Raw genomic sequence first — 23,962 nt, 5'->3', positions numbered from 1 at the left:
GGCCGGGCGCTCCGAGTGCTACACCTCTTACATGGAAGGTTTGGACTTTATTTGGTTCCCTCATTAGGAGGACGAAATTTCTCGTGCATATTTCCTACGATGGTGCTGACCAGTGAGGCAGCACGTTACAAACTTTTAGCGAGTTTACCCTCTGAATTTATCAACGTGATTTATTGTTGTTTGCCCGATGTCGCTTCAATATACATGTGAACGCAATGGTCTTCATGTACCCAGGCCAAAGTTGTTGGATGCTAGAAACCCGGTGTTGAAACACCGGGTTTCTGGGCTTTTTGAAACGTTAATAATTAAGCTGCATCGCCCAGTCAACATGCTTTGAAAGCATTATCCAAGCTAGTTCATAGAGGAATGCAAAATGTCAGATTCAGAAATGCAATATCGAGAGCTTGGGAGTACGGGTGTCAAGGTTTCCGCCATTGGATTGGGAGGATGGCATCTCAGCCTCAAGCATGTTGATGAGGAACTCGCAATTCGCATTGTTCGGAGTGCGATCGATCGTGGCATCACCTTCATGGATAATTGCTGGGATTACAACGAAGGGACCAGTGAGCAGCGGATGGGGAAAGCGCTGAAAGAGGGTTATCGCGATCGCATCTTCCTCATGACGAAGCTGGATGGACGTTCTAAAAAGGAAGCCGCGAAACAACTAGACGAGTCGTTACAACGCTTGCAAGTTGACCACGTTGATCTGGTGCAATATCACGAGGTACTGCGGTTTGAGGACCCTCACCGTATTTTTGATGAAGAGGGAGCCCATGCAGCCCTCATGGAGGCACAGCAAGCCGGAAAAATACGCTTCATTGGTTTTACAGGGCACAAAGACCCCATGATTCACCTGCACATGCTGGAGGTAGCTGACTATTACAACTTCCGGTTTGACACGGTGCAGATGCCGTTGAATGTGATGGATGCGCACTACCGCAGCTTTGCAAAACTGGTACTGCCTGAGTTGGTGAAGCGCAATATTGGCGTACTGGGCATGAAAAGTATGGCAAATGGAATTCTGTTACGTTCCAATACCGTCACACCTATTGAGTGCCTTCACTATGCTCTCAATTTACCCACCTCTGTCGTGATTACAGGGATGGATTCGATGGAGTTAGTTGACCAGGCGTTTGAAGCCATTCACGCATTCCAACCGATGACCGATGAGCAGGTACAGGCATTACTCGCAAAAACCGCAGAAGCAGGAGCCCACGGCGAGTTTGAGCCCTTCAAAACTTCCTCAATTTTTGATGGTACGGCCCAAAATCCGGATTGGTTAGGCGAAGAACCTGAGCGACTTCAGCAATTGATGTCAGCAGCAGGTTGATATAGCGCTGTGCGCATAGATTAATTACGATGGGGTGGGGCACGAAGTGCCCCACCCCATCGTTGCTGTACTTAACGCACTTGCATATTGTTGTTATATTATCCGGTCTATTTGATTAGACTGGCGATCGCCTCCACCAACATGACTGGGTCTACAGGTTTTGGAATGTGTCGTTGAAAGCCAGCCTGCATCGCCTGTTGATAGTCAATTTCCCCAGCATAGGCCGTGAGGGCGATCGCTGGAATATCCCCGCCCAGTTCTGGCGGCAAGGCTCTCACCTGGCGCAGGAGCATATAGCCATCCATCTCGGGCATACCAATGTCGCTGAGTAGGATGTCAGGCTTGTTCTGAGTGAGAGCGACCAGTACCTCGTCTGCCGATGTCACCGCTGTGACCTGAGCTCCATGCTGCTCAATTAGGAAGGCGACAAACTCGCGGGTATCCGTGTCGTCGTCAACAATCAGTATCTGAACACCGCTTAGATCCAGGGGTGCATCTAGCTGTCTGCTATCCCTATGGTTTTGGGAGTCGGTTTTTATCAGAGGCAATTTCACCGTGAAGCTTGCCCCCATGCCTTCGCCGGGGCTTTCGGCCCGAATGGAACCGCCATGCAGCTCAACCAGATGCCGTACGATCGCCAGCCCCAAACCTAGCCCGCCAAATTTACGAGTTGTCGCACCATCGGCCTGACGGAAATAATCAAACACGTGGGGCAGAAAATCCGGCGCAATCCCCTGCCCAGTATCACTAACCGTCATGAAGACGTGGTTGCTTTGGTGCTCCACCTGAATCGTGACCTGGCCACCTTCGGGGGTAAACTTCACCGCATTGGACAGCAGGTTCCACACCACCTGTTGCAACCGTGTGGAATCTCCAGAAACCCATTCCTCATTCCCGTCAAAATTTGCTTGCAAGTGAATTGTTTTGGCCTCTGCCGCCAATCGCACTGTTTCCATAGCAGCCCGAATAACAGGCAACAAATTGACGGGAGCTACGTGAAGACTGAGTTTGCCTTGGAGGATGCGCGACACATCCAGAAGATCTTCAATTAATTCAGACTGGAGTTTGGCGTTGCGTTGAATAGTAGCCAGGGCTTGAGCCGTCTTAGCTTCATCTAATTTCTTCTTTTGTAGCAGGTCTGACCAGCCAAGAATGGGATTGAGGGGCGATCGCAACTCATGAGATAGCACCGCTAAAAACTCATCCTTGATTCGATTAGAGGCCTGTGCTTCTTCCCGGGCCACTTCTGCGGCTGAACGGGCCTGTTGCTCCGCTTCATATAATCGCGCATTTTCGATAGCCACTGATGCCATTTGTGCCAACTGCACCAGAATCGTTTCATCCGTTTCAGTAAACTCTCCCTCAAAGCGGTCTGAGAGTTGAATTAACCCAATGTTCTGTCCATCTCGCCCCACTAGAGGAGCCGCCAACCATCCCCCCCGCATAGGGGGATGCTTTGCCCCTGATGGGCCAAAGTTGTTCCAGTGGGGATGTGCTTCCAACTCGGCCTGGGTCATGCGGATAGAACGATTCGTGTGGCATACGCAGGCATAAATTCCAGAACCATCAGGCTTTTCATCATAATTCCGCCACTGGGCGTATTTTTCTGACATGTAGATTGCGTTGATAGCCTGTGCCCAGTTTTCGTTAATCGTCATACTTGTGACAGACTGGTGCGTTCCAATGATGGAAGCTGCCTGATCGTTAATGACTTGCAACACCTGTTCAACAGAAAGAGCCGAATTAATTGCTAGAGCTGCATCAGCTAACCCTTGCAATTGTGTCAGATACCGATATTCTTGGGCTAATAGGTGTTCGCGTTCAGCTTCTGCCCGTTTCCGTTCAGTAATATTGAGAACAGTACCAATCAATCGCGTTTTTGTCCCTGCCGCATTGAAAAAGGTTTTTCCTCGTGTAGCGATCCATCGTTCGATACCATCCTCAATACCGATCACGCGATATTCAATATTAATCTCCCCGCCATCTTCAGAACTGACCGCAGCCTGTATTACTTGGTGAATGCGATCGCGGTCCAAAGGGTGTAATGCTGCCAGGAAAATATCATAATTGACCTCGGCCTCAGGCGGTAGCCCAAACATCGCTTTACATTGCTCATCCCAGGTCAACGCTCCAGTTAGCAGGTTAAGCTCCCATGCGCCTAAAGCGGCTGACTTCAGGGTAAGACGCAAACGCTCCTCATTCTCTCGCAGGGCTTCCTCGGCCTGTTTTCGCTCCGTAATATCCGTAAGCGTTCCAATCCACTCCCGAATTTCACCCGTATCATCCAGAATCGGCACTCCGCGCCCAATACCATAGCGGTACTGACCATCTCGATGCTGGAAACGATATTCCACTTCGTAAGGGAATTTGTTCTGCAGGGCCTCACTCCAAACAGCAAGGGTACGCTCTCGGTCGTCGGGATGCACCTTGTCAAACCATCCCCAGCCCTGATATTCCTCCGGTGTTTGCCCAGTAAACTCTTCCCAGGCAGGTGCCGACACGAGCGACCCCTCACCGGTTGCAATCCAAACAATCGAGGACGTCACCGTAACAAGCGACCGATACCGTTCTTCACTTAACCGCACGGCAGCTTCAGCTAGCCTACGCTCGGTAATGTCCTCCACAATGCCCGCTGTCCGATAAGGCTCACCCCGCTCGTTGTGAACCGGGAAGACGCGGTCATGCACCCAACGAATCTCACCATTAGGACGAACAATGCGAAATTCCTGATCAAACTCAGCACGGGCAAGACCAGGCAGCGCTCGCTGAATCCGTTCTTGATCATCGGGATGCACAGCCTCTAGCCAGGAACGCGTATTTTCGTACAGGCTCTGACAGGAGCGCCCCCAAATCCGTTCGTAGGCCGTGTTGACATACACAATGTGCCCAGGCGAAGACTCACTAAAGCCCTCGCTCATGAAAAAGACAGTATTGATATTTTCAGTCAGCTGACGAACGCGTTCCTCGCTTTCGCGCAAGGCTTGTTCAGATCTTTTGCGATCGCTCACGTCCTGAAAATAAAGGGCTAGCCCTTCAGCAGATGGATAGGCATGCACTTCAAGCCAGGTGCCAAGCGCTGGGTTAAAGTCCTCATACACAACCGCAACTTGTTCCGTTACAGCCCGGTGTAGCTCATGATAGGACAGCGTTCCCACACGATTGGGAAATACGTCTTCCCAGACCTGTTTACCGAGCAATTCTTCACGGGTTTTATGCAAAATTTTGGTAGCGTGTTCGTTCACAAAGGTATACCGCCATTCGCGATCGAAGGCGACGAAAGCATCTGTAATGCTGTCCAAAATCAGGCTGATCTTTTCTCGCCCAGATTCCGCTTCTCGCCGCAATTGTTGTTCATAACGGGCAACCTCCTGACGCATTTGAGCCAGCTTCAACGTCGCTTCAATGCGCACCAAAAGTTCCCGGGCTGAAAAGGGTTTTATCAAGTAATCATCAGCTCCAGCTTCCAGCCCTTCCATGCGGGCTTCTTCTCCGGCCCGGGCTGATAGCAAAATGATGGGCAACTCTTTCGTGGCTGGCTCTGCCCTTAGCCTACGAAGCAACTCAAAGCCATCCATACCTGGCATCATCACATCGGTTAATACCAGGTCAGGCAATTGCTGGTAGATAGCAGCCAGGGCAGCAACTCCATTGCCAACCGCCTCCACGGTGTACCGCTGGCCTAATAGGCGCTTAACATAGTCGCGCATGTCGGCGTTGTCGTCAGCCAGAAGAATCTTGGGAAGCGGGAGGTTGGGTGCTGGAGAGGAAAGGGAACTGGGTGAATGGGCGGGTGGATGTTCGTCGACCCGTTCAGGCCACGCATCTACGCGTCCATTGGCGTCTGGGAACCAGCGCAGGGCTTCTTCGACGTAGGGAGTGGCTCTGGTCGATGATAAGGTGCGGCTTGTCGTGGAAGGAGCGGATGGAGAGCGATCGCCCTCCAAGCGGAGGCGATCGCTCGGCAAGTGCGCCCAGCCCGTAGGAATAGCCACCGTAAAGCAGGTGCCCTGCCCCACAATACTGTTTACTGTAATCGTGCCACCCTGCAGGCGCACAAGTTCCTGTACCAGAGATAGGCCGATGCCCGAGCCTTCGTAGGTACGACCCTGAGCACCCTGCACCCGGTGGAATCGTTCAAAAATGTGGGGAAGTTCTTCGGCGGAAATACCCGTCCCAGTATCTTGGATAGTTAATGCAATGTGATCTCCATAAGGGTGTAGAAGAACGGCGATCTCCCCGTGAAGCGTGAATTTAAAGGCATTGGAGAGTAGATTCAGCACAATCTTCTCCCACATATCCCGATCAACGTAAATCGGTTCCGGCAGAGGAGAACAATCCACCCGCAAGCACAAACCCGCCCGTTCAATCGCCGAGCGAAATACTCCTGCCAGATCCCGCGTTAACTCGGCCAGATCCGTCGGCTCGTACACAGCCTCGATCCGTCCGGCTTCAATGCGGGAGAAATCTAGTAGGGTATTGACCAGTTTCTGTAACCGTAGGGCATTGCGCTGCACCAGTTGGAGGCGATCGCGCTGCTCACCATCCTGGGTCTCTTGCAGGGCTTCTTCTATGGGGCCGAGCATTAACGTCAGGGGAGTCCGAAACTCATGACTAACGTTTGAGAAGAACACTGTTTTGGCGCGATCCAACTCGGCCAGTTGCTCGGCGCGTTGTCGTTCTTCTTCGTAGGAACGGGCATTAGCGAGTGCGGTGGCCGTTTGGCTGGCAATCTGCCCCAAAAAGTCTCGATAGCGCTCATCTAATCGACGTCGTGGGCTTACGACTGCCACCATGACCCCGGCAACTTTGGTCTGTCCCATCAAAGCAATGGGGAGTACCATCGCTTCCTCAGGGGGTTCCGGCCAGGGGCTTCCCGGCAATGCTCCAAAGCGGGCCATCACATCACCGACCACCTGTGGCTGAGCCGTTCGGACGCAGCGAGCAATGGGCCAGCCCTTGGGATTGTCAGATGCATCCAAGTCTATCCGATCTGGAGCAACACTGGTGTTCAAGGGAAACGGGCTCCCATTGCAGAGCTGGGCGCATCCCTTCTCTAAATCAACCTGATAGAAGAGAAACAATGGAATATCAATTGAAGCTGACTGAAGGGCTTCGGCAATCAAGGTATAGGCATCCTCAGTCGTCTTAGCAGTACCCGTACGAGATGCCACCTCGTGCAGAAGTTGGGCCCGGCGATCGTTCAAAACCCGATACGTGGTTTCGCTCACCACGTTAAAAATGCCATCAACGCCGCCCCCTTCCCCCTGGATCGGGTTAAACGTGTAATCAAAGAAGCATTCTTCGGTATAGCCGTAACGGTGCATAGCCAGCAACTCGTCACTATGGAAGGTGCCTTCTCCCGTTGAAAAAACCTTCTCAAATTCAGGGCCAATCTCATCCCAGATTTCAGGCCACACTTCACATCCAGGTTGCCCTAGAGATGCAGGGTGTTTATCCCCCACAATCGGTCGCCAGGCATCGTTGTAGAGCAGTAGACATTGCGGGCCCCAATAAATCGCAATGGGAAAACGGGAGTTCAGACAAATACTCAGGGCCGATCGCAAGCTCTGAGGCCACCGATCAACAGGGCCAAAGGGTGTTTCGGCCCAATCCATAGACCGCATTAAAGCCCCCATCTCTCCACCGCCTGAGAAGAGGTTTTTTGCGATCGCCACTCCATCCTGAGCCACCGTCTTGCTCCTATCGAAAATCTTGGGCTAACAAATCCTGACCCCCAAGCCATTGCGTTGCCTTGGGCAAAGACACCTAGTGCAGCGTTTCCCCAATCTGCTTAAAGGCTAGAGCATACTTTAGAGATGCCTGGATAAGCTGTTTTTTCGGGTGCTTTGCACATTTAAAGGGACTTAAAACAGAGTGTCAGAGATAGACAACGATACGACTTTTCTTATGGGGGCTGCACAGCACGCAATGGCACTTCAGGATTTACCATCAACTTTTCCTGGGCAAGGGTGAGTTGTTGTCATAATTTATGAATTAGAGTAGCTATTTCCAATGGCATAGGAATGATATTACGACAACATCTCTGTCGTTATGGGTATGACAAGAGATCGGCACAGTTTGACAATACGACAAAGGGCATAGGCTTTGTCTCTACCTAGAGTATGGGTTATGAGTAGCGCTTTCCATAGGCTACAAGTCAATCACTACGTGTAGAGCCCTGTACTAAAATCCAAAGCCGTAAGAGCCATATTCCCTTCAAAGGGTGTGAAGGAAAGGCATATAGTGCCCTTTTCTCCCATCCCCTGAACCTATCCATCATCAGTTGTTCTTCTCCAGGAATAGCTGAAACCGTTGCTTCAGTAGGATGTTGTTCGGGGGCGATCGCCTTCTAATAGCTAACAGATGGAGTAATTTTTTGCGTGGATTTCCCACCCATCTCACAGCATCCTTATACTGCAAGCACCATGGAAGAACGAGACGTGACCGATAGCCAGGGCACAACCTGGACCTGTGTACAGGCCTATAGTGGCCTTTCGGATGATGCTGCCCAGGTGAAGGGTAACGAGAATAAGTACTGGGTGGTTTGTACCCCCAGTGGAGGTGCCCAATCGGTTCGAATCCAATTAGAGAACGATTGGCAACATGCTTGCTCCGATGAAACATTGCTGAATCAAATCGCCACTGCCCAAAGCGATTAAGCAAGCTGCAATCAGGGACGCACCACCGATTGCTGATTACCCATTAAACACCAATGATTCAAGATACCTATGCTGTGGCTGTCAACGCCTTTCAACGGTTTGCGATCGCCGCTGAAGCCATTGCTGCCACCACCAAACGACTTACCAAAGCTGCCATTCTGGGAGATTACTTCAATACCCTATCTGACAATGATTTGCGGCTAGCAGCCCGGTATTTTGCAGGCTCTCCCTTTCCGCTATTTGACCAGCGGGTTTTGCAGGTCGGTGGCTCGGCTCTGATGACGGCTCTGGTCGTGGTGAGTGGAGAAGATCCAGAGCGGTTACAGACGGAACTCGTGCAGCGAGGCGATTTAGGGGATGTGGCTGCCAGTGTGCTGGATGATGTTGATACGCCAATTCTGCTGTTGTCAGAGGTGGAGTCAACGCTGGCAACGTTGGTAGAAACGCGCGGCAACAAGAAAAAGGTGGATGTCATTATCAGCCTGTTACGGCGCGCGACCTCTCTGGAAGCCAAGTATCTTATCAAGTTGATGGCAGGAGATTTGCGCATTGGGTTGCGGGAAGGGGCCGTGGAGGATGCGATCGCCCGCCTCGCTCAGCAAAATGTGGCCCGCATTCAGTGGGTCAACATGCTGACGGGTGATATTGGTGAAACGGCAGTGCTGGCCCGCCATGACCAGCTAGACACCGCTCACATGCGGCTGTTCCACCCGATCAAATTCATGCTGGCAAGCCCGGTAGACGACCTGGCTGAAATCACTCAACGCATGCCCGAAGGCTTTGCGGTAGAAGATAAGTATGACGGTATTCGAGCCCAGGCCCACATTGCCCCCGCTAGTTCTGACAAAAATCCGTTACTCCATGGGGCAACCTTCGCAGGCATTCGCGTTGCGCTCTTCTCCCGTACCCTGGATGAGATCACCCTTGCATTTCCAGATCTGGTGCAGCCATTAGCCTCAATGAAACGGGATGCTTTTGGCATGGGAGCGGATGCTGGGTTAATTCTGGATGGGGAAATCGTGCCCTACCAAAACGGCCGCATTCTCCCGTTTCAGGAGTTACAGAAGCGCCTGGGGCGTAAGACGTTGACCGACGACTTGTTGAAATCGGTACCCGTGGCGTTTGTCGCCTACGATATTCTGTACCGAAACGGGCAGGTGCTGATTGAGGAACCCTACGAAGTGCGCCAGGCCATGTTGGAATCGCTGGGGTTGGAGTCTCCCACGGTACAACGGGTTGTCTCCCAACGGTTCTACAACGCGGAGGCGCTGGATGCAGAGTTCCAGGCGGCGCGCGATCGCGGGAATGAAGGGCTGATGGTCAAAGCGTTGCAATCGACCTACAAACCGGGGAAACGCGGCAAAGATTGGCTAAAGGTAAAGCGGGCGATCGCCACCCTAGACGTTGTCATCACCGCCGCCGAAGTGGGCACGGGCAAACGGAGCCGATTCCTCTCAGACTACACCTTTGCCGTGCGGGCCAGTGAGGATGATCCAACTCTGCTGAATGTCGGGAAAGCCTATTCAGGTCTAACCGATGCTGAAGTGCAGGAACTTTCCGATTGGCTGAAAGCCCATACGATTCAGGAGTTTGCCCACGGGCGTGTGCGTACCGTGGAACCCAGGGTTGTCCTGGAGGTAACGTTCGATCGGGTGCAGCCCTCTAAGCGTCACAAGAGCGGCTATGCGCTGCGGTTTCCCCGCATCCTTCGTATCCGCCATGATAAACCCCCGGAAGAGGCTGACACCCTTGAGACGGTACGCCAACTCGCTGCCCAGATGGGGAGTGAAGATGTCGAGCCAGAACCTTAGGAGTGGCTGAGCGGAACGATCGCCCTTCCGCTCATCTACAAAAGAAACTGTGAGTTGCTTGAGAGAGGAACTGTTGTAAGCGGCCTTGAAGATGAACATTCCAGATTTAAACAGCGCATGTCAGGCGTTTAAAACGTTTGTCGATCGCATTTCTACAAACGCACCCGTCACAGGGGCTTACGATTCTGATGCCGATGGCGTAACGGCGGGTGTTGTATGGCAGCGAGCATTCGAACGCGCAGGGTTCGCGCGTATCCATCCTGTCATCCCTGACCGCGAACGCAACGTCTGGACGGAGGCAAACCGCGATCGTATTGCCTCTACCCAGCCGGAATTCCTCTTTGTTATGGATTTGGGTAGCGGCTCCGAAGCCGTTCTAGATGGCGTCCCGACCTGCTTTATCGACCATCACCATCCTGAAGGAGTACCTGATGGAGATACACTCATCAGTGCCTATACCTGGGATCCCATTCCCAACACTTCCTGGCTTGTTTGGCAGCTCTGTCAATCCATTGCTGATGTATCAGATTTAGATTGGATTGCAGCCATTGGAACCTTGAGTGACCTGGGCGATCGTGCTCCCTTCGACCTACTCACTCAGGCCAAACGCAAGTACACGGCCAAGTATCTCAAAGAAGCCACCGCTTTGATCAACGCGTCCCGTCGTGCCTCCCACTATCAACCAGAAGCGGCAGTTGCCGCGCTATTAAATCATTCGGATCCCAAGTCCCTGGTCAACTCCAACTCCTCGGAAGTGGTTCAACTGCGCCAGGCCCGCGAGGAGGTGAAACACGCCCTGGAGGAAGCCCGTAAGGTCGCTCCTATCTTTGCGGGTAAGGTAGCGTTACTCCAACTGAACTCTCCCTGCCAGATACATCCACTGATCGCCCAGAGCTGGCGTAGCCGTCTCCCTGGCTATGTCGTCATTGCTGCCAATGAAGGTTATATACCCAATCGCATCAATTTCTCAGCCCGTTCCAATTCCATCAACGTGCTGGAATTTTTGCGATCGCACCCCCTGAGCGGCGGTGAAGGCAACTATGCAAATGGCCATGACCAGGCATCGGGTGGAAGCTTGCCGCGCGATCGCTGGCAACAATTGCTCACTCAACTCGGCTTCTCAAAAGCGTAGGCATATTTAATTTGAGTTCCAAGATGCCTGTTTTTGCGTGTGCTTCGCACACGCAAAAACAGGCATCTTAACTTGCTCGAAACTAGATTATTCAGCACCAGAGTTAAGGATTAGGAGGTAGGGTTTTGCCCCACCTCTCTCCCTTTTTTAACCTCGGTTCGGGTTAAGGGTGTTTTCGAGTGCCGCGCGTTGTGCGGCACTCGAAAACACCCTTAACCCGAACTCAGTTTTTTTACAAGCTATCTAGCGATCGTTAGAGGCAAGGAAAGCACTGCAGTTGTACCAAACCCTAACTCACTGTTGAGTGTAACTTGCCCATTATGTAGCTCAGCTGCCCGTCTGACGATTGCCAGCCCAAGACCAATGCCAGGAGTACCGGGGATGGAATTGGCATTACTGGCCCGGTAGTATCCATCAAAAACGCTCTCCAGCTCATCGGACGGAATTCCAATACCGGTATCTCTGATGTAAAACACAATGGTTTGCAACTCGTTTTGCTGTTCACAACTGAGTTCCAATTGAATCGAATCAGCGTTAGGCGCGTAACGAATAGCATTCAGCACTAGATGAGTCAGCATCAGTTGAACCAAACTAATGTCAACCGAAACTGGCGAAGAGAGACGGAAGGAATTGACAAACTCTAACTGTTGTGGTTCTGCCAACTGTTGAAGATTAGCGATCAGCTCTTCACAAACAGCGACTAGATCCGTCGGTGCAGGTTGAAATGGAATGGAACCTGCCTCTAGCGCAGCATAAATTAAGGCATTATCCAGGGTTTTGGTAATGCGATCGACACCCGCATAAATGCGCTGAAACCGTAGGGATTGTGTATCTTGGTCAGACGGGTAACCTTCTATCAGTTCAGCGGATCCCCGAATCGACATCAATGGGGTGCGAAACTCATGGGAAACCGAAGGTAACAATCGAGCCTGAAGCTGGCGAAGATAAGCTTCTTGCTCACGGGTTTGCTCCAATTCAGCGGATTGTTCCGCAACTTTGCTTTCTAACGTAGCGTTCGCCTGGGCGAGTGCTCTCTGGGCCTGGTACAGCAGAGCTTCGACTTGCTTCTGCCGGATAGCATAACGGATTGTACGCTCCAGGTTAGCAGGGCTAATTTCATCCTTTGCCAAAAAATTAGCTGCGCCCATTTCCATCGCTTGCAAATCAATGTCACGATTTGCCACTCCCGTCAGGAGAATAATGGGAGGCTGAGGCCCATAGGATAGCGCCTGTTGCAGAACCTCTAGCCCGTTACGTTCTCCCAGATAGTAGTTTAGTAGGCAGGCATCGTAAGAACCGGGTGCATCTTGGGACTCATCAGCTTTACGAGTGAGGCTAGAGATAGCCTCTTCATAGGTTGCAGCCCATTCCACTTCAAATTGAAGCTCCCGTACAATTGCCAGCATTTCACGCACAGCAATGTAATCATCTTCATTGTCCTCAACAAACAGAATTTTAATGGGCTGACGACTCATGAACTCACGCCTGAACAATTATTCCTTCTGATGGGGAGTGGATTGCCTAATATGGACTGCCTCCAAGAATGGATATGATTGTAAAACCTTTACGCCCATTCACAAAAACTATGCCATAGCGATCGCTTCAGTACTCATCCATAAAGTTTAAAGGTTTAATGGTGTATTTTGTACTTCCAGCACATCTGTATTCTATACCCACCGTCATTTTTATCATGAGTTAGGCAGATTTCATAAAGGATAAAGGTCTTAATCTTCCAGACTCATCTCAAATCCAGTTGAATAACGAATACGGAATGGTAATTCAGGATACACATCCTGATTACAGTTATTCAACAATTGCTATCGCCGTTGGTTAGGACATTGGGAGCTATTAAAGGCAATGCCTTCAATAGCTCCCAATGTCCTAACCAACTGAGCCAAGGCTATAGAAGTCACTTCAAGTAGTTTCAAGATGCGGTAAAGTAGGTGGTTATGTTTAGACTTAAAATCCAAAGTGTTGTCTCTCTCCCCAGACGGTCAATACGGCACTTTGGGTCTTACGTTGAGTGGCTTAAAGCCTGGATGTTTTGTGGTAAGAGGAGCTTTAGCGATCGCTACTGAACAAGTTTGAATGAAGTTTGCGGGGTAGGCAAGCCCGACCAAACCAGTATTGGTCAAGGCTGTCTGCCAGTTCAAAAATCTCTTGAATCGTTTGTGGCTTGCTAATATAAGAATTCGCTCCCAACTCATAGGCACGGTAGACATCTTCAACAGCATTAGAGGTGGTAACCACGACAATGGGAATGGCTTTCCAATCTGGATGTTTCTTTAACGCTTCTAGAACTTCAAACCCGTTCCTGCGCGGCATTCGAAGATCCAATAGGATGAGATCAGGCCGCGGAAAGCTGTCTGACTGCGTATACGTTCCCTGATGAGCCAGAAAATCTATAACCTCTTCCCCATCTTCAACCAGAAAGAGTTGCACATGGGGTCGATGGCTCCAGGCGTGCTGCATCAATAGGCGGTCATCTGGATTATCTTCAGCAACTAGCAGAACGTTTTGCAACATAACACTCGTGGCCATTAGAGAGCTAGACGCGAATTGAGCGAGGCAATGTCAGGGTGAAGGTTGATCCCTGACCAGGAGTACCGTGAGCTTCAATTGTGCCCCCATGCCGTTCCACAATCCTTCTACAGATAGCCAGGCCTATACCGGTTCCCTCATACTGACTGCGGCCCTGTAAACGTTCAAAGGCTCCAAAGATGCGATCGCGATATTTTGGATCAAACCCAATGCCATTGTCCTCTATGCAAAGCACATAATTTTGCGTACTTCCCAGATTCGCACTATTCTGTGGTAACAGATTCTCCCTGACATAAATTCTTACCAAAGGCGGAGCAGTTCCGTGAAACTTTAAAGCGTTACTGATCAGATTTTGGAAAAGTTGAATCATCTGGATGGGATCGGCTTGAATGGTCGGCAGAGTTCCTACCTGAATTTGGCCTGCGGTCAGCCGAATTTGCTCTTCAAGATTAGCAATGACCTGATCTATTACCCGATTTAAGTCAACCGATGTGAAGGGGGTTGTTGCGGTCGATATGCGGGAGAGTTGAAGTAAGTCGTCAATCATTAACTGCATCCGCTGTGTTGCTCTCCCGATGCGGTTCAGATAGTCCTTGCCTTCCTCCTGCAAAGATTCAGCACACGTTAACTGGAGCAGGGTACTAAAGTTTCGTACCGTTCGTAAAGGCTCCTTCAAATCGTGAGAAGCCAGGAAGGCAAAGTTTTCCAACTCCTTGTTGCTTTTCTGGAGTTGCACATTCAGTTCGTGCAAGCGTTGTTCTGCCAGTTTGCGATCGTTAATATCCAACAGAATGCCAATGGATCGCAGTAATTGACCAGTCTCATCGTAAATGCCTTGAGCCCGTGACATCACCCAACGGATGGAGCCATCGTCATGCACGACTCGATATTCCACGGTATACTCCGTCTGTTTCTCAATCGAGTCTGAGAACTGGTGAACCACCCAATCCAAATCATCTGGATGAACATGACTCCGCCAAACTGCATAAATCAGTTCGCCCTTCACTTGCCGCGTATCGAAGGTTGAACCTAGTAGCCTGAAGAATTGTTCATTACAGATCACTTCACCACTGGGAAAATGCCAATCCCAGCATCCAATATGAGTAAAATCAAGGGCCAATCGGAGGCGCTCTTCGCTTGTATGTAATGCGTCTTGAGTTTGTATCTGACTGTTGTAAGCCGGAAGTAAACGATCATTCAGGTCAACTAATTCAGCAGTGCGTTCTACAACACGTTGCTCTAACTCACTATTTAATTCCTGCAATGCAATTTCTGTTTGCTTCTGCTGGGTAATGTCAATCAAAATCCCTAGCATCCGAACAGCTTCACCGTTGGAATTGCGAAAAATCCTTCCAATTCCAGCAGCCCATTGCAATGCCTGGGTACCAATGAGCCGAAACTCAACCCTAATATTGGACGATCCATCAGTCAAGCATTGCAATGTTTGCTCTTTCACTTTGTCGCGATCGTCAGGATGAATACACTGTAGCCAGTTGTCCAAGCTGGGGGTAATAGCAGGGTCAAGCTCTAAAAGCTGGTAGAACTCAGGCGACCAGAATGCTGTGTTCGTGGTAATGTTCCAATCCCACACTGCCGAGTTACTAGCAGATTGAGCCAAGCTCAATCGGGCTTCACTAGCACGCAGCGCCAGTAATGTCATCTGCCTATCCAAGGTAGCCGTTCCCTTATGAGGGCTGTTTTCAACCAACCGAACTAATGGTTGTTCTGGATCTGCCGTCATACGGTCGGTGATGTCCCGCGTCACCATGACAACTTCCAAAACATGCCCCTGAGCGTCTTTAATGGGGTACAAAAGTATATCAACCCAACGGGGACGACCCGGCCGCCCCAGCGTAGAGGGATCATGGAAAAAGGGAACCAGGGAAACATGCTCCCCAGCAAACGCACGCATGACCTCGAGTCGCTGACCGTCCATCTCAACAAAGGGATCCTGCAAGATGTTGTACCCTACTAGTGCCTGTGCTGGGGCATTCCAAATCTCTTCTCCGGCCCGATTGACGGCAATCACCTGACCATCCGGGGCAAAGCGTATTTGGCCCTCGGGGGTTTGATCAAACATCAACTGAAAGCGTATCTCTGCCTGTTGTCGCTGGGTCTGTTCTTTGAGGAGATGGGCATGAAGTTCGGCTTGCTCAATGGCGATTGCCAGTTGAGTCGCCACCTGTTGCATCAAATCAATTTCCCGTTCCTGCCATCGGTGCGCATTTGCACAGTGATGGGCAATCAATAGCCCCCACAGTTTGCTGTGATGAATCAGCGGAACCACCAGATTTGCCTGGATCTGAAATTGCGACAGCATCTCCCGATGACAGGGCTGAATAGCGGCGGTATGAAGATCCTCAATACGGCTCACCCGACCATGAAAATAGGCTTGAACCAAGTCACCTTTAAAGCAGGACTCATCAATCACTCTACCGATCAAGGATGTCCATTCGCCCCCCACCGACTCCATCACAACCTGCCCGCTCCAGTCGGGGTTGAAGCGGTAAAGCAGTACTCGATCGCTTCGTAGGAGTGAGCGAAGTTCATGAACGGCTGTCTGAAGAATTTCATCGAGATTCAGGGCTTGGCGAATCCGCTGCGCCATCGTCGCGACGAGTCGTTGTTGTTCCTGCTGCCACGCCAATTCTCGCTTCAGCCTACTTTGCGCCAGAACATGATGCACACATTGAGATAGACTCTCCGCCGTTATCCGGCTCTTATCCAGATAGGTCTGAGCCCCTTGATTCATCGCTTCAAGTGCAACATCTATGCTTCCTGAATCGACTAGCAGTGCAACTGGCAGCACGGTTTCTTGACTTTGCTGTTTCAACGCCTCTAAAAACTCTAGCCCATTCAGGTCGGGAAGCATGTCATTCAGCAGGATCACATCTACCGCATTATGCTCACACCAGACCAGAGCATCTTTCCCTTTTTCGCATTCAATAATTTTATAGGAGTGGCGATCGTCCTGATTTAGAAGGAGTTGATAGAGCGCTCGATCAGTGGGAGAGGCATCGATCAGTAACAGGATCATCGGATCTGGCATAGATAGCAGCAGGGAACGACCATTAGGTTAAGCAGCACTGGGTTCAGGGGAGCAGACCCAAAATTTCTAGGAAACCTGAGGATCTGAGTACAGCCTTTGTGTAACTCAGTGCCACTTAAACATGGCTTTCTGTCTCCAAATAGGAAACATTTAGTGTATGAAACACCTCATGTCTGGTACATTCCGGTGCTACAAAACACTAATTTTTTCCTCAAATTTTAGATTACCTGGGAACAAGAGAATTCGTTTACCAGGATGGTCATGCTTTAAATATGGGATTGGTTGTTATGGAAGAAGCGCAAAACGCCCCTTCCATAACAAGCAACCACATATCTAGAACAACCCTAGTAGGGCTTACGCCATGATAACGGGTGTGGTAGATGGAAATCTACCCCATCCGTTACCATGACGTAGTCTTATTTGCAGAAGCGATGAAATTAGGTATTAGGCTTCTCGTTCAAGGATGGGTAGAGAGAGCATAGCGGTTGTCCCTACCCCTAATTCACTCCTGAGGGTGACGTGGCCGCCATGAAGTTCAGTAGCTCGCTTAACGATCGCCAACCCTACACCAATGCCCGGTGTACCCGAAATTAAGTCGGCATTCGTAGCCCGGTAGTATGCATCAAAGACTTTATTCAGTTCATCTGATGGAATTCCAATACCCGTATCTTTCACCTCAAAAACAATACTTTGGCCCTCTGGTTGCGGCTTACAGCCCAGTTCTAACTGGATAACACGGCTGTCAGGTGCATAGCGGATTGCGTTTAAAACCAGCTGGGTCAAAATGAGTTGAACGACATTCACATGCAAATGCACCACCTTGGCCGAATCCATGTGATTGATAAATTCAAGCTGCTGCTGTTTCCCCAGGAACTGTTGCAGGTTAGCGACAAGTTCTTTGCAAAGCCATTCAGGATCAACGGATACCGGTCTAAAGGGGATGGAACCAGCCTCTAACGCTGCATGAATCATCGCATTATCTAGCGATTGAGTAATGCGATCGACACTGGCATAAATCTTTTGAAACCGCTGAGATTGAGTATCTTCATCCGACGGGAACTCCTCTATCAGTTCAGCAGCTCCCTGAATCGACATCAATGGGGTGCGGAACTCGTGGGAAACCGAGGATAGCAGCCGCGCTTGCAGTTTACGCAAATAGGCTTCTTGCTCACGAGTATGTTCCAGTTCTGCGGACTGCTCGGCAACTCTACTCTTCAACGTAGCATTCGCCTGGGCCAACATCTCCTGAGATTGGTGTAACCGGGTTTCTGCTTGTTTTTGCCGGATAGCATAACGAATCGTTCGTTCTAAGCTAGTCGGGCTAATCTCATCCTTTGCCAGAAAAGCGGCTGCACCTAGCTCTAAGGCTTGCTGATCAACATCACGCGCCCCCTGCCCTGTGAGCAGAATGATCGGGGGATGATGACCCATGAAGAGCGCTTTCTGCAAAATTTCTAGCCCGTTATGCTCCCCCAGATGATAGTCCAGTAGGCAGGCATTATAGTGATAGGTGGGATCTTGTGGCTTGTTTTGTTGATAACCCAAATGGGTCAAAGCTGCTTCATAGGTTGCCACCCATACCACCTCAAATTCAGGTTCTCGCGCAGTTGCCAGCATTGCACGAACAGCAATGTAATCATCTTCGTTGTCTTCAACGAAAAGAATTTTGAGGTGTTGAAGCTCCATTAATGGGTCCCTGAACTATTGTTTTTGCTTACCAAGAACAGGCAAAAATACTGATACAAGCCAGTTCGACATTTAACTTTTCCTTAGAATGCCCAAATTAGACAAAAATTATTGGGGCTTGCTAAAAGGTAGGCAAAATCAACTTTTCAGGCTCTGTCTCGTACTGTGCGGTAAACAGGCTTTTGAGAACCAGTAATGATTAAGAACTTCCGCCAGTTCCAGGATTTCCTGAATGGTTTGAGGCTTGATGATGTAAGAGTTAGCTCCTAACTCATAGGCCCGATCAATATCAGTAGCCGCATCAGAGGTCGTGACTACTACCGTCGGAATAGATTTCCACTCGGGGGCAGTTTTCAAGTCTTTCAGAACCTCAAAACCGTTCTTTCGTGGCATTCGGAGGTCAAGCAGGATGAGATTGGGGCGGGGGAAGACATCAGCTTGAGCATACTTTCCCTGGTGAGCAAGAAAATTCATCAGCTCTTCTCCATCTTCAACCAGGAAAAGTTGAATGTGGGGTATACAACTCCAGGCACGCTCAATCAATAAGCGATCGTCTGGATTATCTTCAGCAATTAACAAAACGTTTCCATGCATGGGACTGTTGCCATCGGGAAGCTTAAGCGTCGGTTAATTGAGGCAAAGTCAGGATAAACGTTGCACCCTGACCAGGGATACTGTGAGCTTCAATAGTACCGCCATGGCGCTCTACAATTTTTTTGCAGATTGCCAAACCAATACCCGTTCCTTCATACTCACTACGACCATGCAGACGCTCAAAAGCACCAAAGATGCGATCGCAATACTGCGGATCAAATCCGATGCCGTTGTCTTCTACACACAGCCGATAGTATTGAGTATTCCCACAATCTTTTCTACCCAATGATCCTAAATTTTGATCTCCATAAACGTTTACAACAGGTGGACTTGCTCCATGAAACTTTAAAGCATTGCTGACCAAATTTTGAAGCAGTTGGGTCATCTGGCCCGGGTCTGCCTCAATTGTCGGTAGGGTACCAACTCGGATCTGCCCACCTGTACGCTGAGCTTGCTCCTGAAGATTAGCGATAACCTGCTCCATCACCTGATTCAGATTAACGGACACGAAGGGGGCTGTTGTGGTTGCCACCCTGGAAAGCCGTAACAGATCATCGATCAATGCCTGCATGCGTTGGGTTGCCTTGTCGATGCGAGCCAAATAGTCTTTACCCTCGTCATTCAGGGCCTTACCACAGGTTAATTGAAGCAATGTGCTGAAGTTACGCACTGTTCGTAAGGGTTCTTTCAAATCGTGAGAGGCAATGAAGGCAAAGCTTTCTAGCTCTCGATTACTTTCTTGAAGTTGAGCGTTGAGTTGATACAGTTGCTGTTCTGCTTGTTTCAGACCCGTAATATCTTCGATTTGGGCAACAAAATACAGAGGTTGTTCTTGAATATCTCGAACGAGCGACATGCTCAGAATTGTCCAAACAATGTGCCCCTGTTTGTGGAAATATCGCTTCTCTAATTGACATGTAGAATGCTCATTATTCAGCAGTTGTTGAACGTAGGCTTGGTAGCGATCGCGATCTTCTGGGTGTGTTATGGGCTGACAATCCATGCCCAAAAGCTCTGCTTCGGAGTAGCCCAACATTTTACAGAGGGAATCGTTAACCTGAAGCATAGCCCCAGCAGGAGAAATGAGGACCATACCAATGGCGGCATCTTCAAAGGCACTGCGGAACTTCACCTCACTTTGTTCTAAGGCAGCATTCGATCGTTGTTGCTCAATCTCGCTGCCAACCCACTGGCTCATCAGCTTTAATATTTGCTGATCGATCTTTTTGAAAGGCTTCGCTACAGGTTGGCGACTGCAAAAATACAAAACACCATAACTTTCATTGGACACCTGAACGCGCATACCGATGTAGCTTTCCATGCCAGAGGTGGTATAGCCCGGATGCTCGCACCACTGGGATTGACTCGCATGTTCGATGCAGATGGGTTCTGGGGAGTTTAAGGTTTCTAGACAATACGCTTGCCGAAGATCAAGCACCTTGCCTACCATCACGGGTTCATTAGGGGTCCTGGCAGCAACGATGTGGTAATCGTAACCGACAGCACAGGCTAAGAAGCCATAATCCAAATCAAATTGGTGACTCCCAAACTCGAACAACTGCTCAAGGCGTTGTTCAAAACTAAGGCCAGGAACAGTCGTGATGTAAGATAACGTCCGGAGTGCAGCTTCACTCGCTTGCATATCAAGTTCTGCCTGTTTGCGATCGCTAATATCTAACAGGAGGCAGCCCAGAGCATCGGGGCGATCGCTCCCCTGAATAATGGGGAAGTAGGAGACCAACCAATGTTTGATAACATCCGGTTGAGCAGGGGCAGCGGCTGCCATCTCTAAATTAATGACGGGTTGTCGAGTGGTCAGGACTCCTCGTGTTATGACTTCAACAGCAGCAGCAATATCTGGAATGCTATCGACAACGCGTTCACCCACAAGGTTCTCGACAGACTGTCCATTTACAGCAGCTAGCGTTTCATTAACCTTCACGTACCGTAAATCGTTGTCGATAATGCAAAAGCCAATATTTGCGGTAGACGTAGCCTCAAAAAAAGCATTTAAGAGGCGTTCACTGGCTTGAAGTTCGGCAGTTTGTGCCGCAACCCGTTCTTCTAAAGACTCGTTTACCCGTTGCAATGCTTGTTCGGCTTGTTTAAGGCTGGTGATATCGTGAACAATTCCACAGCATCGATAAACCTCACCGGCCTCATTCCTAATCGGAAAGTTTTTGTCAATGACCCAGCTAATCGAGCCATCAGGACGGACAACTCGATATTCATTCTGGTAAAACTGCGTTGCTCTTGCAGCCCCACTCGCCAAAAATCCTTCTCGATCGTCCGGATGAATTGCGTCTACAAACGATTTTGGATCTGCATACAGGCTTTCACAGCTTCGTCCCCAAACCTTTTCGTAGGCAGAGTTAATGTAGAGAACCCCATTGATTTCAGGCTCACTAATCCAAAAAACATCATTAGTGTTTTCTGCTAACTGGCGAAACTTCTCCTCACTTTGGCGCAATAATTCAAGCGATCGCGTTTGCTCAATCACGCTCCAGAGGCGCGACACAACATCTTGCATTAACACAATTTCATCCTCTTGCCACTGACGGCCTGTTCGAGTACTACCCGTAAGAGTCGCAACCCAATAACCCGCATGGGCACAAGAAACGGCAATCAATGCGCCAATATTTAATTGCTGATAGAACTTGGCTTTAGACGCCGTATGAGAATCGGTTAAGACATCAGCAATGACAATAGGCTGACCTGATGCATGAAGGGCTTGCAGCTCCAGAGGAATAACGTCTGCTAATGAATACATGCCTGCATGGCTAGGAAGATCCGGTTGTCGCCAATCCTGATTAATCACTACAACGTTATGTTTGTTATCAACTTCACACCATAAACAACGGTCAAGATCTAAATATGCGCCCAAACTGCTAACAACTTCCCATTGCATCGCTTTGATATCAGAAAGTTGCCGCAGCCGCCGCTCTAATTGATTGAGAAATTGCTCGTTCAGTCGCGCTCGTTGGCGCTCAGTAATATCCTCAGAGAAGATAATGATGCCACCAATCGTATTGTCGGGGTGATACCAGGGATGAATTTCCCTTCTGATCCATTGTTTCAGGCCATCGGGTTGCACGAAGAAATCTGCTTCGCAATAATCAATAGCTCCAGCCAAACATCGTTGATGCGTTTGTTTCCAGCGTTCAGGAAGTTCGGGAAAAACATCGTAATGAGACTGCCCAATTAAGGCTTCAAGCGGTTCCGTACGAAAATCATTCACCCATCGCTGGCTGGCTGTGACATACCGCATTTCACAGTCCAACATGGCAATTCTGACAGGAGCGTGTTTGATGAGTAGCCTGAATTTCTCCTCACTTTCTCGCAGAGAGTGCTCAGCCTGTTTACGGGCAGTAATGTCTCGGTTAATTTCCAAAATCAGCGTAGGTTGGCCGTGGGTATCACGTATCAGGGAATGGCGGCTCTCTGTAATAATCTTCTGCCCATCCTGCCGCGTATGAATCAGTTCGCCTTCCCAATACCCTTGTTCTAATATGGCCGCATGAATTACTTCGTAGGAAATGGGGAATTGTGTTTGAAATAGAGTATGAGATACGTGATCAGCTACCTGCTCTTTCGTCCATCCATATAAACTCTCGGCTCCCCGATTCCAGAAAGTAATTCTGCCGGAAATGTCATAGGCAATGACGGCATCATAAGCCAGGTCCAATAATTCAGCTTGCTGCCTGAGTAAGGCTTCTGTCTGTTTTTTCTCCCGCAAATCTTGTATGACTGCAGCGATCGCCTCAGGCTGATCGGTCTGTGGGTTGAAGAGCGTAAACGTATTGCACCAAACGGGGAGCTGTTCGCCGGTCTGGAAGTGGCGCATCCTTACTTCTCCCTGCCACTGTCCTCCCGAGAGAACAGCCGGAATAACCTGAGTATAGAAATGCTGGCTTTCTTCAGGAGTTTGGTAGTCCGGAACCATGGTCTGCGTCGTTTTACCGACACCCAAGCCAACAAGTACCTGCCCTGCCGGGTTGATAAAGGTAACTTGCCCATCCAGAGTAGCTGTCCCAATAAAGCTGGGGCTATGCTCAACCAACTGTACTAATCGTTGTTGTTCTTGCTCTAAGGTGATGCGATCGGTAGCATCCCGAATAACCATCACGACTTCCAGAATGCATCCTACCGGGTTTTTGATGGGGTGCATTAGCAGATCAATCCACCGAGAACGACCAGGACGATTGAACTGTGAGGGATCGTGGAAAAAAGGGGGACAGGTGACGGCTTCTCCAGCAAAGGCACGAAGTACTGCCGGCAAATAACCTTCCTGGACAACCGCCGGATCATGCAGGATGTTATAGCCTACGAGCCTGTCTGTTGATATTTCCCAGATTTCCTCCCATGCCCGGTTTGCCGCAATGAAGGAACCATCTGGGGCAAAGCGAACTTTCCCTTCTGGAGATTGTTCAAACACCGCATGGAGAGCGATTTCGCTTTGTTGGTGTTGGATTATTTCCCGTTGGAGATGCTCATAGAGTTTTGCATGTTCAAGGGCGATCGCTGCAACGAGTCGTTGTTGTTCCTGCTGCCATCCTGAATCTCGCATGAACCTGGTTTGCACGAGGACATGGTGTATGCATTGAGACAGGCTTTCCGCTGTAATTTGACGTTTATCCAGATAGTTCTGAGCACCCTGCTGCATCGCCTCAATAACAGCTACAGTGCTGCCTGTGGTTAACAAAACCACAGGCAGCACAGATTCATCCTGCTGTTTTAAGGCCTTCAGAAATGACAGCCCATCCAGATCGGGAAGTGTATCGTCCACCAGAATCACGTCTGCGGTATTGGACTGGCACCAGGCCAGGGCATCCTTCCCTTTCTCAAATTCGGTGATTCTGTAGGAATAGCGCTTATCCTGGCTCAGAAACTGCTGGTAGGTGGCATGATCTGCGGGAAAGCCACCGACCAGCAACAGAGTGAGTGAATCTAGCATGGATAGAGACAGAGAAAAGGCTTCCCTTAGGGTTCCTTTTCTCCATAAAAGAAAAACATTCTGAGCAGGAATGCATGGAAGGAGCTCAGCTCCATTAAACATACAGCGCTTTTCAATCGCTTAAAATCTGGTTGTTTTTGTGAGAGCCGCGCTCAGCGGGGCTCTCGCAAAAACAACCGTGGCTGATTCAAGCGCAAAGTGCTGTA

General features: G+C 49.7%; 11 protein-coding genes. 4 read left to right on the top strand and 7 right to left on the bottom strand.

The window, feature by feature from the left end; translation table 11 throughout:
* The first annotated feature begins 373 nt into the window (after positions 1 to 373).
* On the top strand, positions 374 to 1,330 hold the full coding sequence (locus H6F91_RS02490) for an aldo/keto reductase (protein WP_190772520.1): 957 nt from the start codon (positions 374 to 376) through the stop codon (positions 1,328 to 1,330).
* A gap of 107 nt (positions 1,331 to 1,437) precedes the next feature.
* Here H6F91_RS02490 and H6F91_RS27775 read toward each other — a convergent pair whose 3' ends face one another.
* A complete protein-coding gene (locus H6F91_RS27775) occupies positions 1,438 to 7,020 on the bottom strand; it encodes an ATP-binding protein (RefSeq protein ID WP_190772521.1) in 5,583 nt (1,860 codons plus the stop codon).
* 735 nt (positions 7,021 to 7,755) lie between these two features.
* Between H6F91_RS27775 and H6F91_RS02480 the strand changes: the two genes are divergently transcribed.
* The 3 genes from H6F91_RS02480 (at position 7,756) to H6F91_RS02470 (ending at position 10,932) form a co-directional block, all read left to right on the top strand.
* The gene (locus H6F91_RS02480; protein WP_190772522.1) at positions 7,756 to 7,989 is read left to right on the top strand and encodes a hypothetical protein; all 234 of its coding nucleotides are present in this window, start codon (positions 7,756 to 7,758) and stop codon (positions 7,987 to 7,989) included.
* Between the two features lie 53 nt (positions 7,990 to 8,042).
* Positions 8,043 to 9,800, top strand: a complete 1,758-nt coding sequence (locus tag H6F91_RS02475) for an ATP-dependent DNA ligase (protein WP_190772523.1) — start codon at positions 8,043 to 8,045, stop codon at positions 9,798 to 9,800.
* 91 nt (positions 9,801 to 9,891) lie between these two features.
* On the top strand, positions 9,892 to 10,932 hold the full coding sequence (locus H6F91_RS02470; RefSeq protein WP_190772524.1) for a DHH family phosphoesterase: 1,041 nt from the start codon (positions 9,892 to 9,894) through the stop codon (positions 10,930 to 10,932).
* A 239-nt stretch (positions 10,933 to 11,171) separates the two neighbouring features.
* Here H6F91_RS02470 and H6F91_RS02465 read toward each other — a convergent pair whose 3' ends face one another.
* From H6F91_RS02465 to H6F91_RS02440, 6 genes are all read right to left on the bottom strand, one after another.
* Positions 11,172 to 12,407 (bottom strand): hybrid sensor histidine kinase/response regulator, encoded by a 1,236-nt coding sequence (locus tag H6F91_RS02465; protein WP_190772525.1) that lies wholly within the window; start codon positions 12,405 to 12,407, stop codon positions 11,172 to 11,174.
* A 586-nt stretch (positions 12,408 to 12,993) separates the two neighbouring features.
* Entirely contained in the window at positions 12,994 to 13,458 is a 465-nt protein-coding gene (locus tag H6F91_RS02460) for a response regulator (protein WP_206754887.1), read from the bottom strand.
* Positions 13,459 to 13,480: 22 nt separating this feature from the next.
* Positions 13,481 to 16,522 carry a PAS domain-containing protein gene (locus tag H6F91_RS02455; RefSeq protein ID WP_190772527.1) on the bottom strand — a complete coding sequence of 1,014 codons (3,042 nt, stop codon included), beginning with the start codon at positions 16,520 to 16,522 and terminating at the stop codon, positions 13,481 to 13,483.
* 444 nt (positions 16,523 to 16,966) lie between these two features.
* Positions 16,967 to 18,208 carry an ATP-binding protein gene (locus H6F91_RS02450; protein ID WP_190772528.1) on the bottom strand — a complete coding sequence of 414 codons (1,242 nt, stop codon included), beginning with the start codon at positions 18,206 to 18,208 and terminating at the stop codon, positions 16,967 to 16,969.
* Between the two features lie 138 nt (positions 18,209 to 18,346).
* Complete coding sequence (locus tag H6F91_RS02445; RefSeq protein WP_190772529.1) at positions 18,347 to 18,802, bottom strand: response regulator; 456 nt, start codon at positions 18,800 to 18,802, stop codon at positions 18,347 to 18,349.
* Positions 18,803 to 18,824: 22 nt separating this feature from the next.
* On the bottom strand, positions 18,825 to 23,756 hold the full coding sequence (locus H6F91_RS02440; RefSeq protein ID WP_190772530.1) for a PAS domain S-box protein: 4,932 nt from the start codon (positions 23,754 to 23,756) through the stop codon (positions 18,825 to 18,827).
* Between the last annotated feature and the right edge of the window lie 206 nt (positions 23,757 to 23,962).

This window comes from Leptolyngbya sp. FACHB-8 (assembly GCF_014695575.1).
Lineage (GTDB): Bacteria > Cyanobacteriota > Cyanobacteriia > Elainellales > Elainellaceae > Vacuolonema.
The sequence above is the reverse complement of the archived record's forward strand: the minus strand, read 5'-3'. Positions and strand labels throughout refer to the sequence as shown.

Bases quoted from the DNA above. Each gene is read 5' to 3' on its own strand.
- H6F91_RS02450 (WP_190772528.1), bottom strand. From the start codon at position 18,208: ATGGAGCTTCAACACCTCAAAATTCTTTTCGTTGAAGACAACGAAGAT.
- H6F91_RS02445 (WP_190772529.1), bottom strand. From the start codon at position 18,802: ATGCATGGAAACGTTTTGTTAATTGCTGAAGATAATCCAGACGATCGC.
- H6F91_RS02470 (WP_190772524.1), top strand. From the start codon at position 9,892: ATGAACATTCCAGATTTAAACAGCGCATGTCAGGCGTTTAAAACGTTT.
- H6F91_RS02475 (WP_190772523.1), top strand. From the start codon at position 8,043: ATGATTCAAGATACCTATGCTGTGGCTGTCAACGCCTTTCAACGGTTT.
- H6F91_RS02460 (WP_206754887.1), bottom strand. From the start codon at position 13,458: ATGTTGCAAAACGTTCTGCTAGTTGCTGAAGATAATCCAGATGACCGC.
- H6F91_RS02455 (WP_190772527.1), bottom strand. From the start codon at position 16,522: ATGCCAGATCCGATGATCCTGTTACTGATCGATGCCTCTCCCACTGAT.
- H6F91_RS02465 (WP_190772525.1), bottom strand. From the start codon at position 12,407: ATGAGTCGTCAGCCCATTAAAATTCTGTTTGTTGAGGACAATGAAGAT.
- H6F91_RS02480 (WP_190772522.1), top strand. From the start codon at position 7,756: ATGGAAGAACGAGACGTGACCGATAGCCAGGGCACAACCTGGACCTGT.
- H6F91_RS02440 (WP_190772530.1), bottom strand. From the start codon at position 23,756: ATGCTAGATTCACTCACTCTGTTGCTGGTCGGTGGCTTTCCCGCAGAT.
- H6F91_RS02490 (WP_190772520.1), top strand. From the start codon at position 374: ATGTCAGATTCAGAAATGCAATATCGAGAGCTTGGGAGTACGGGTGTC.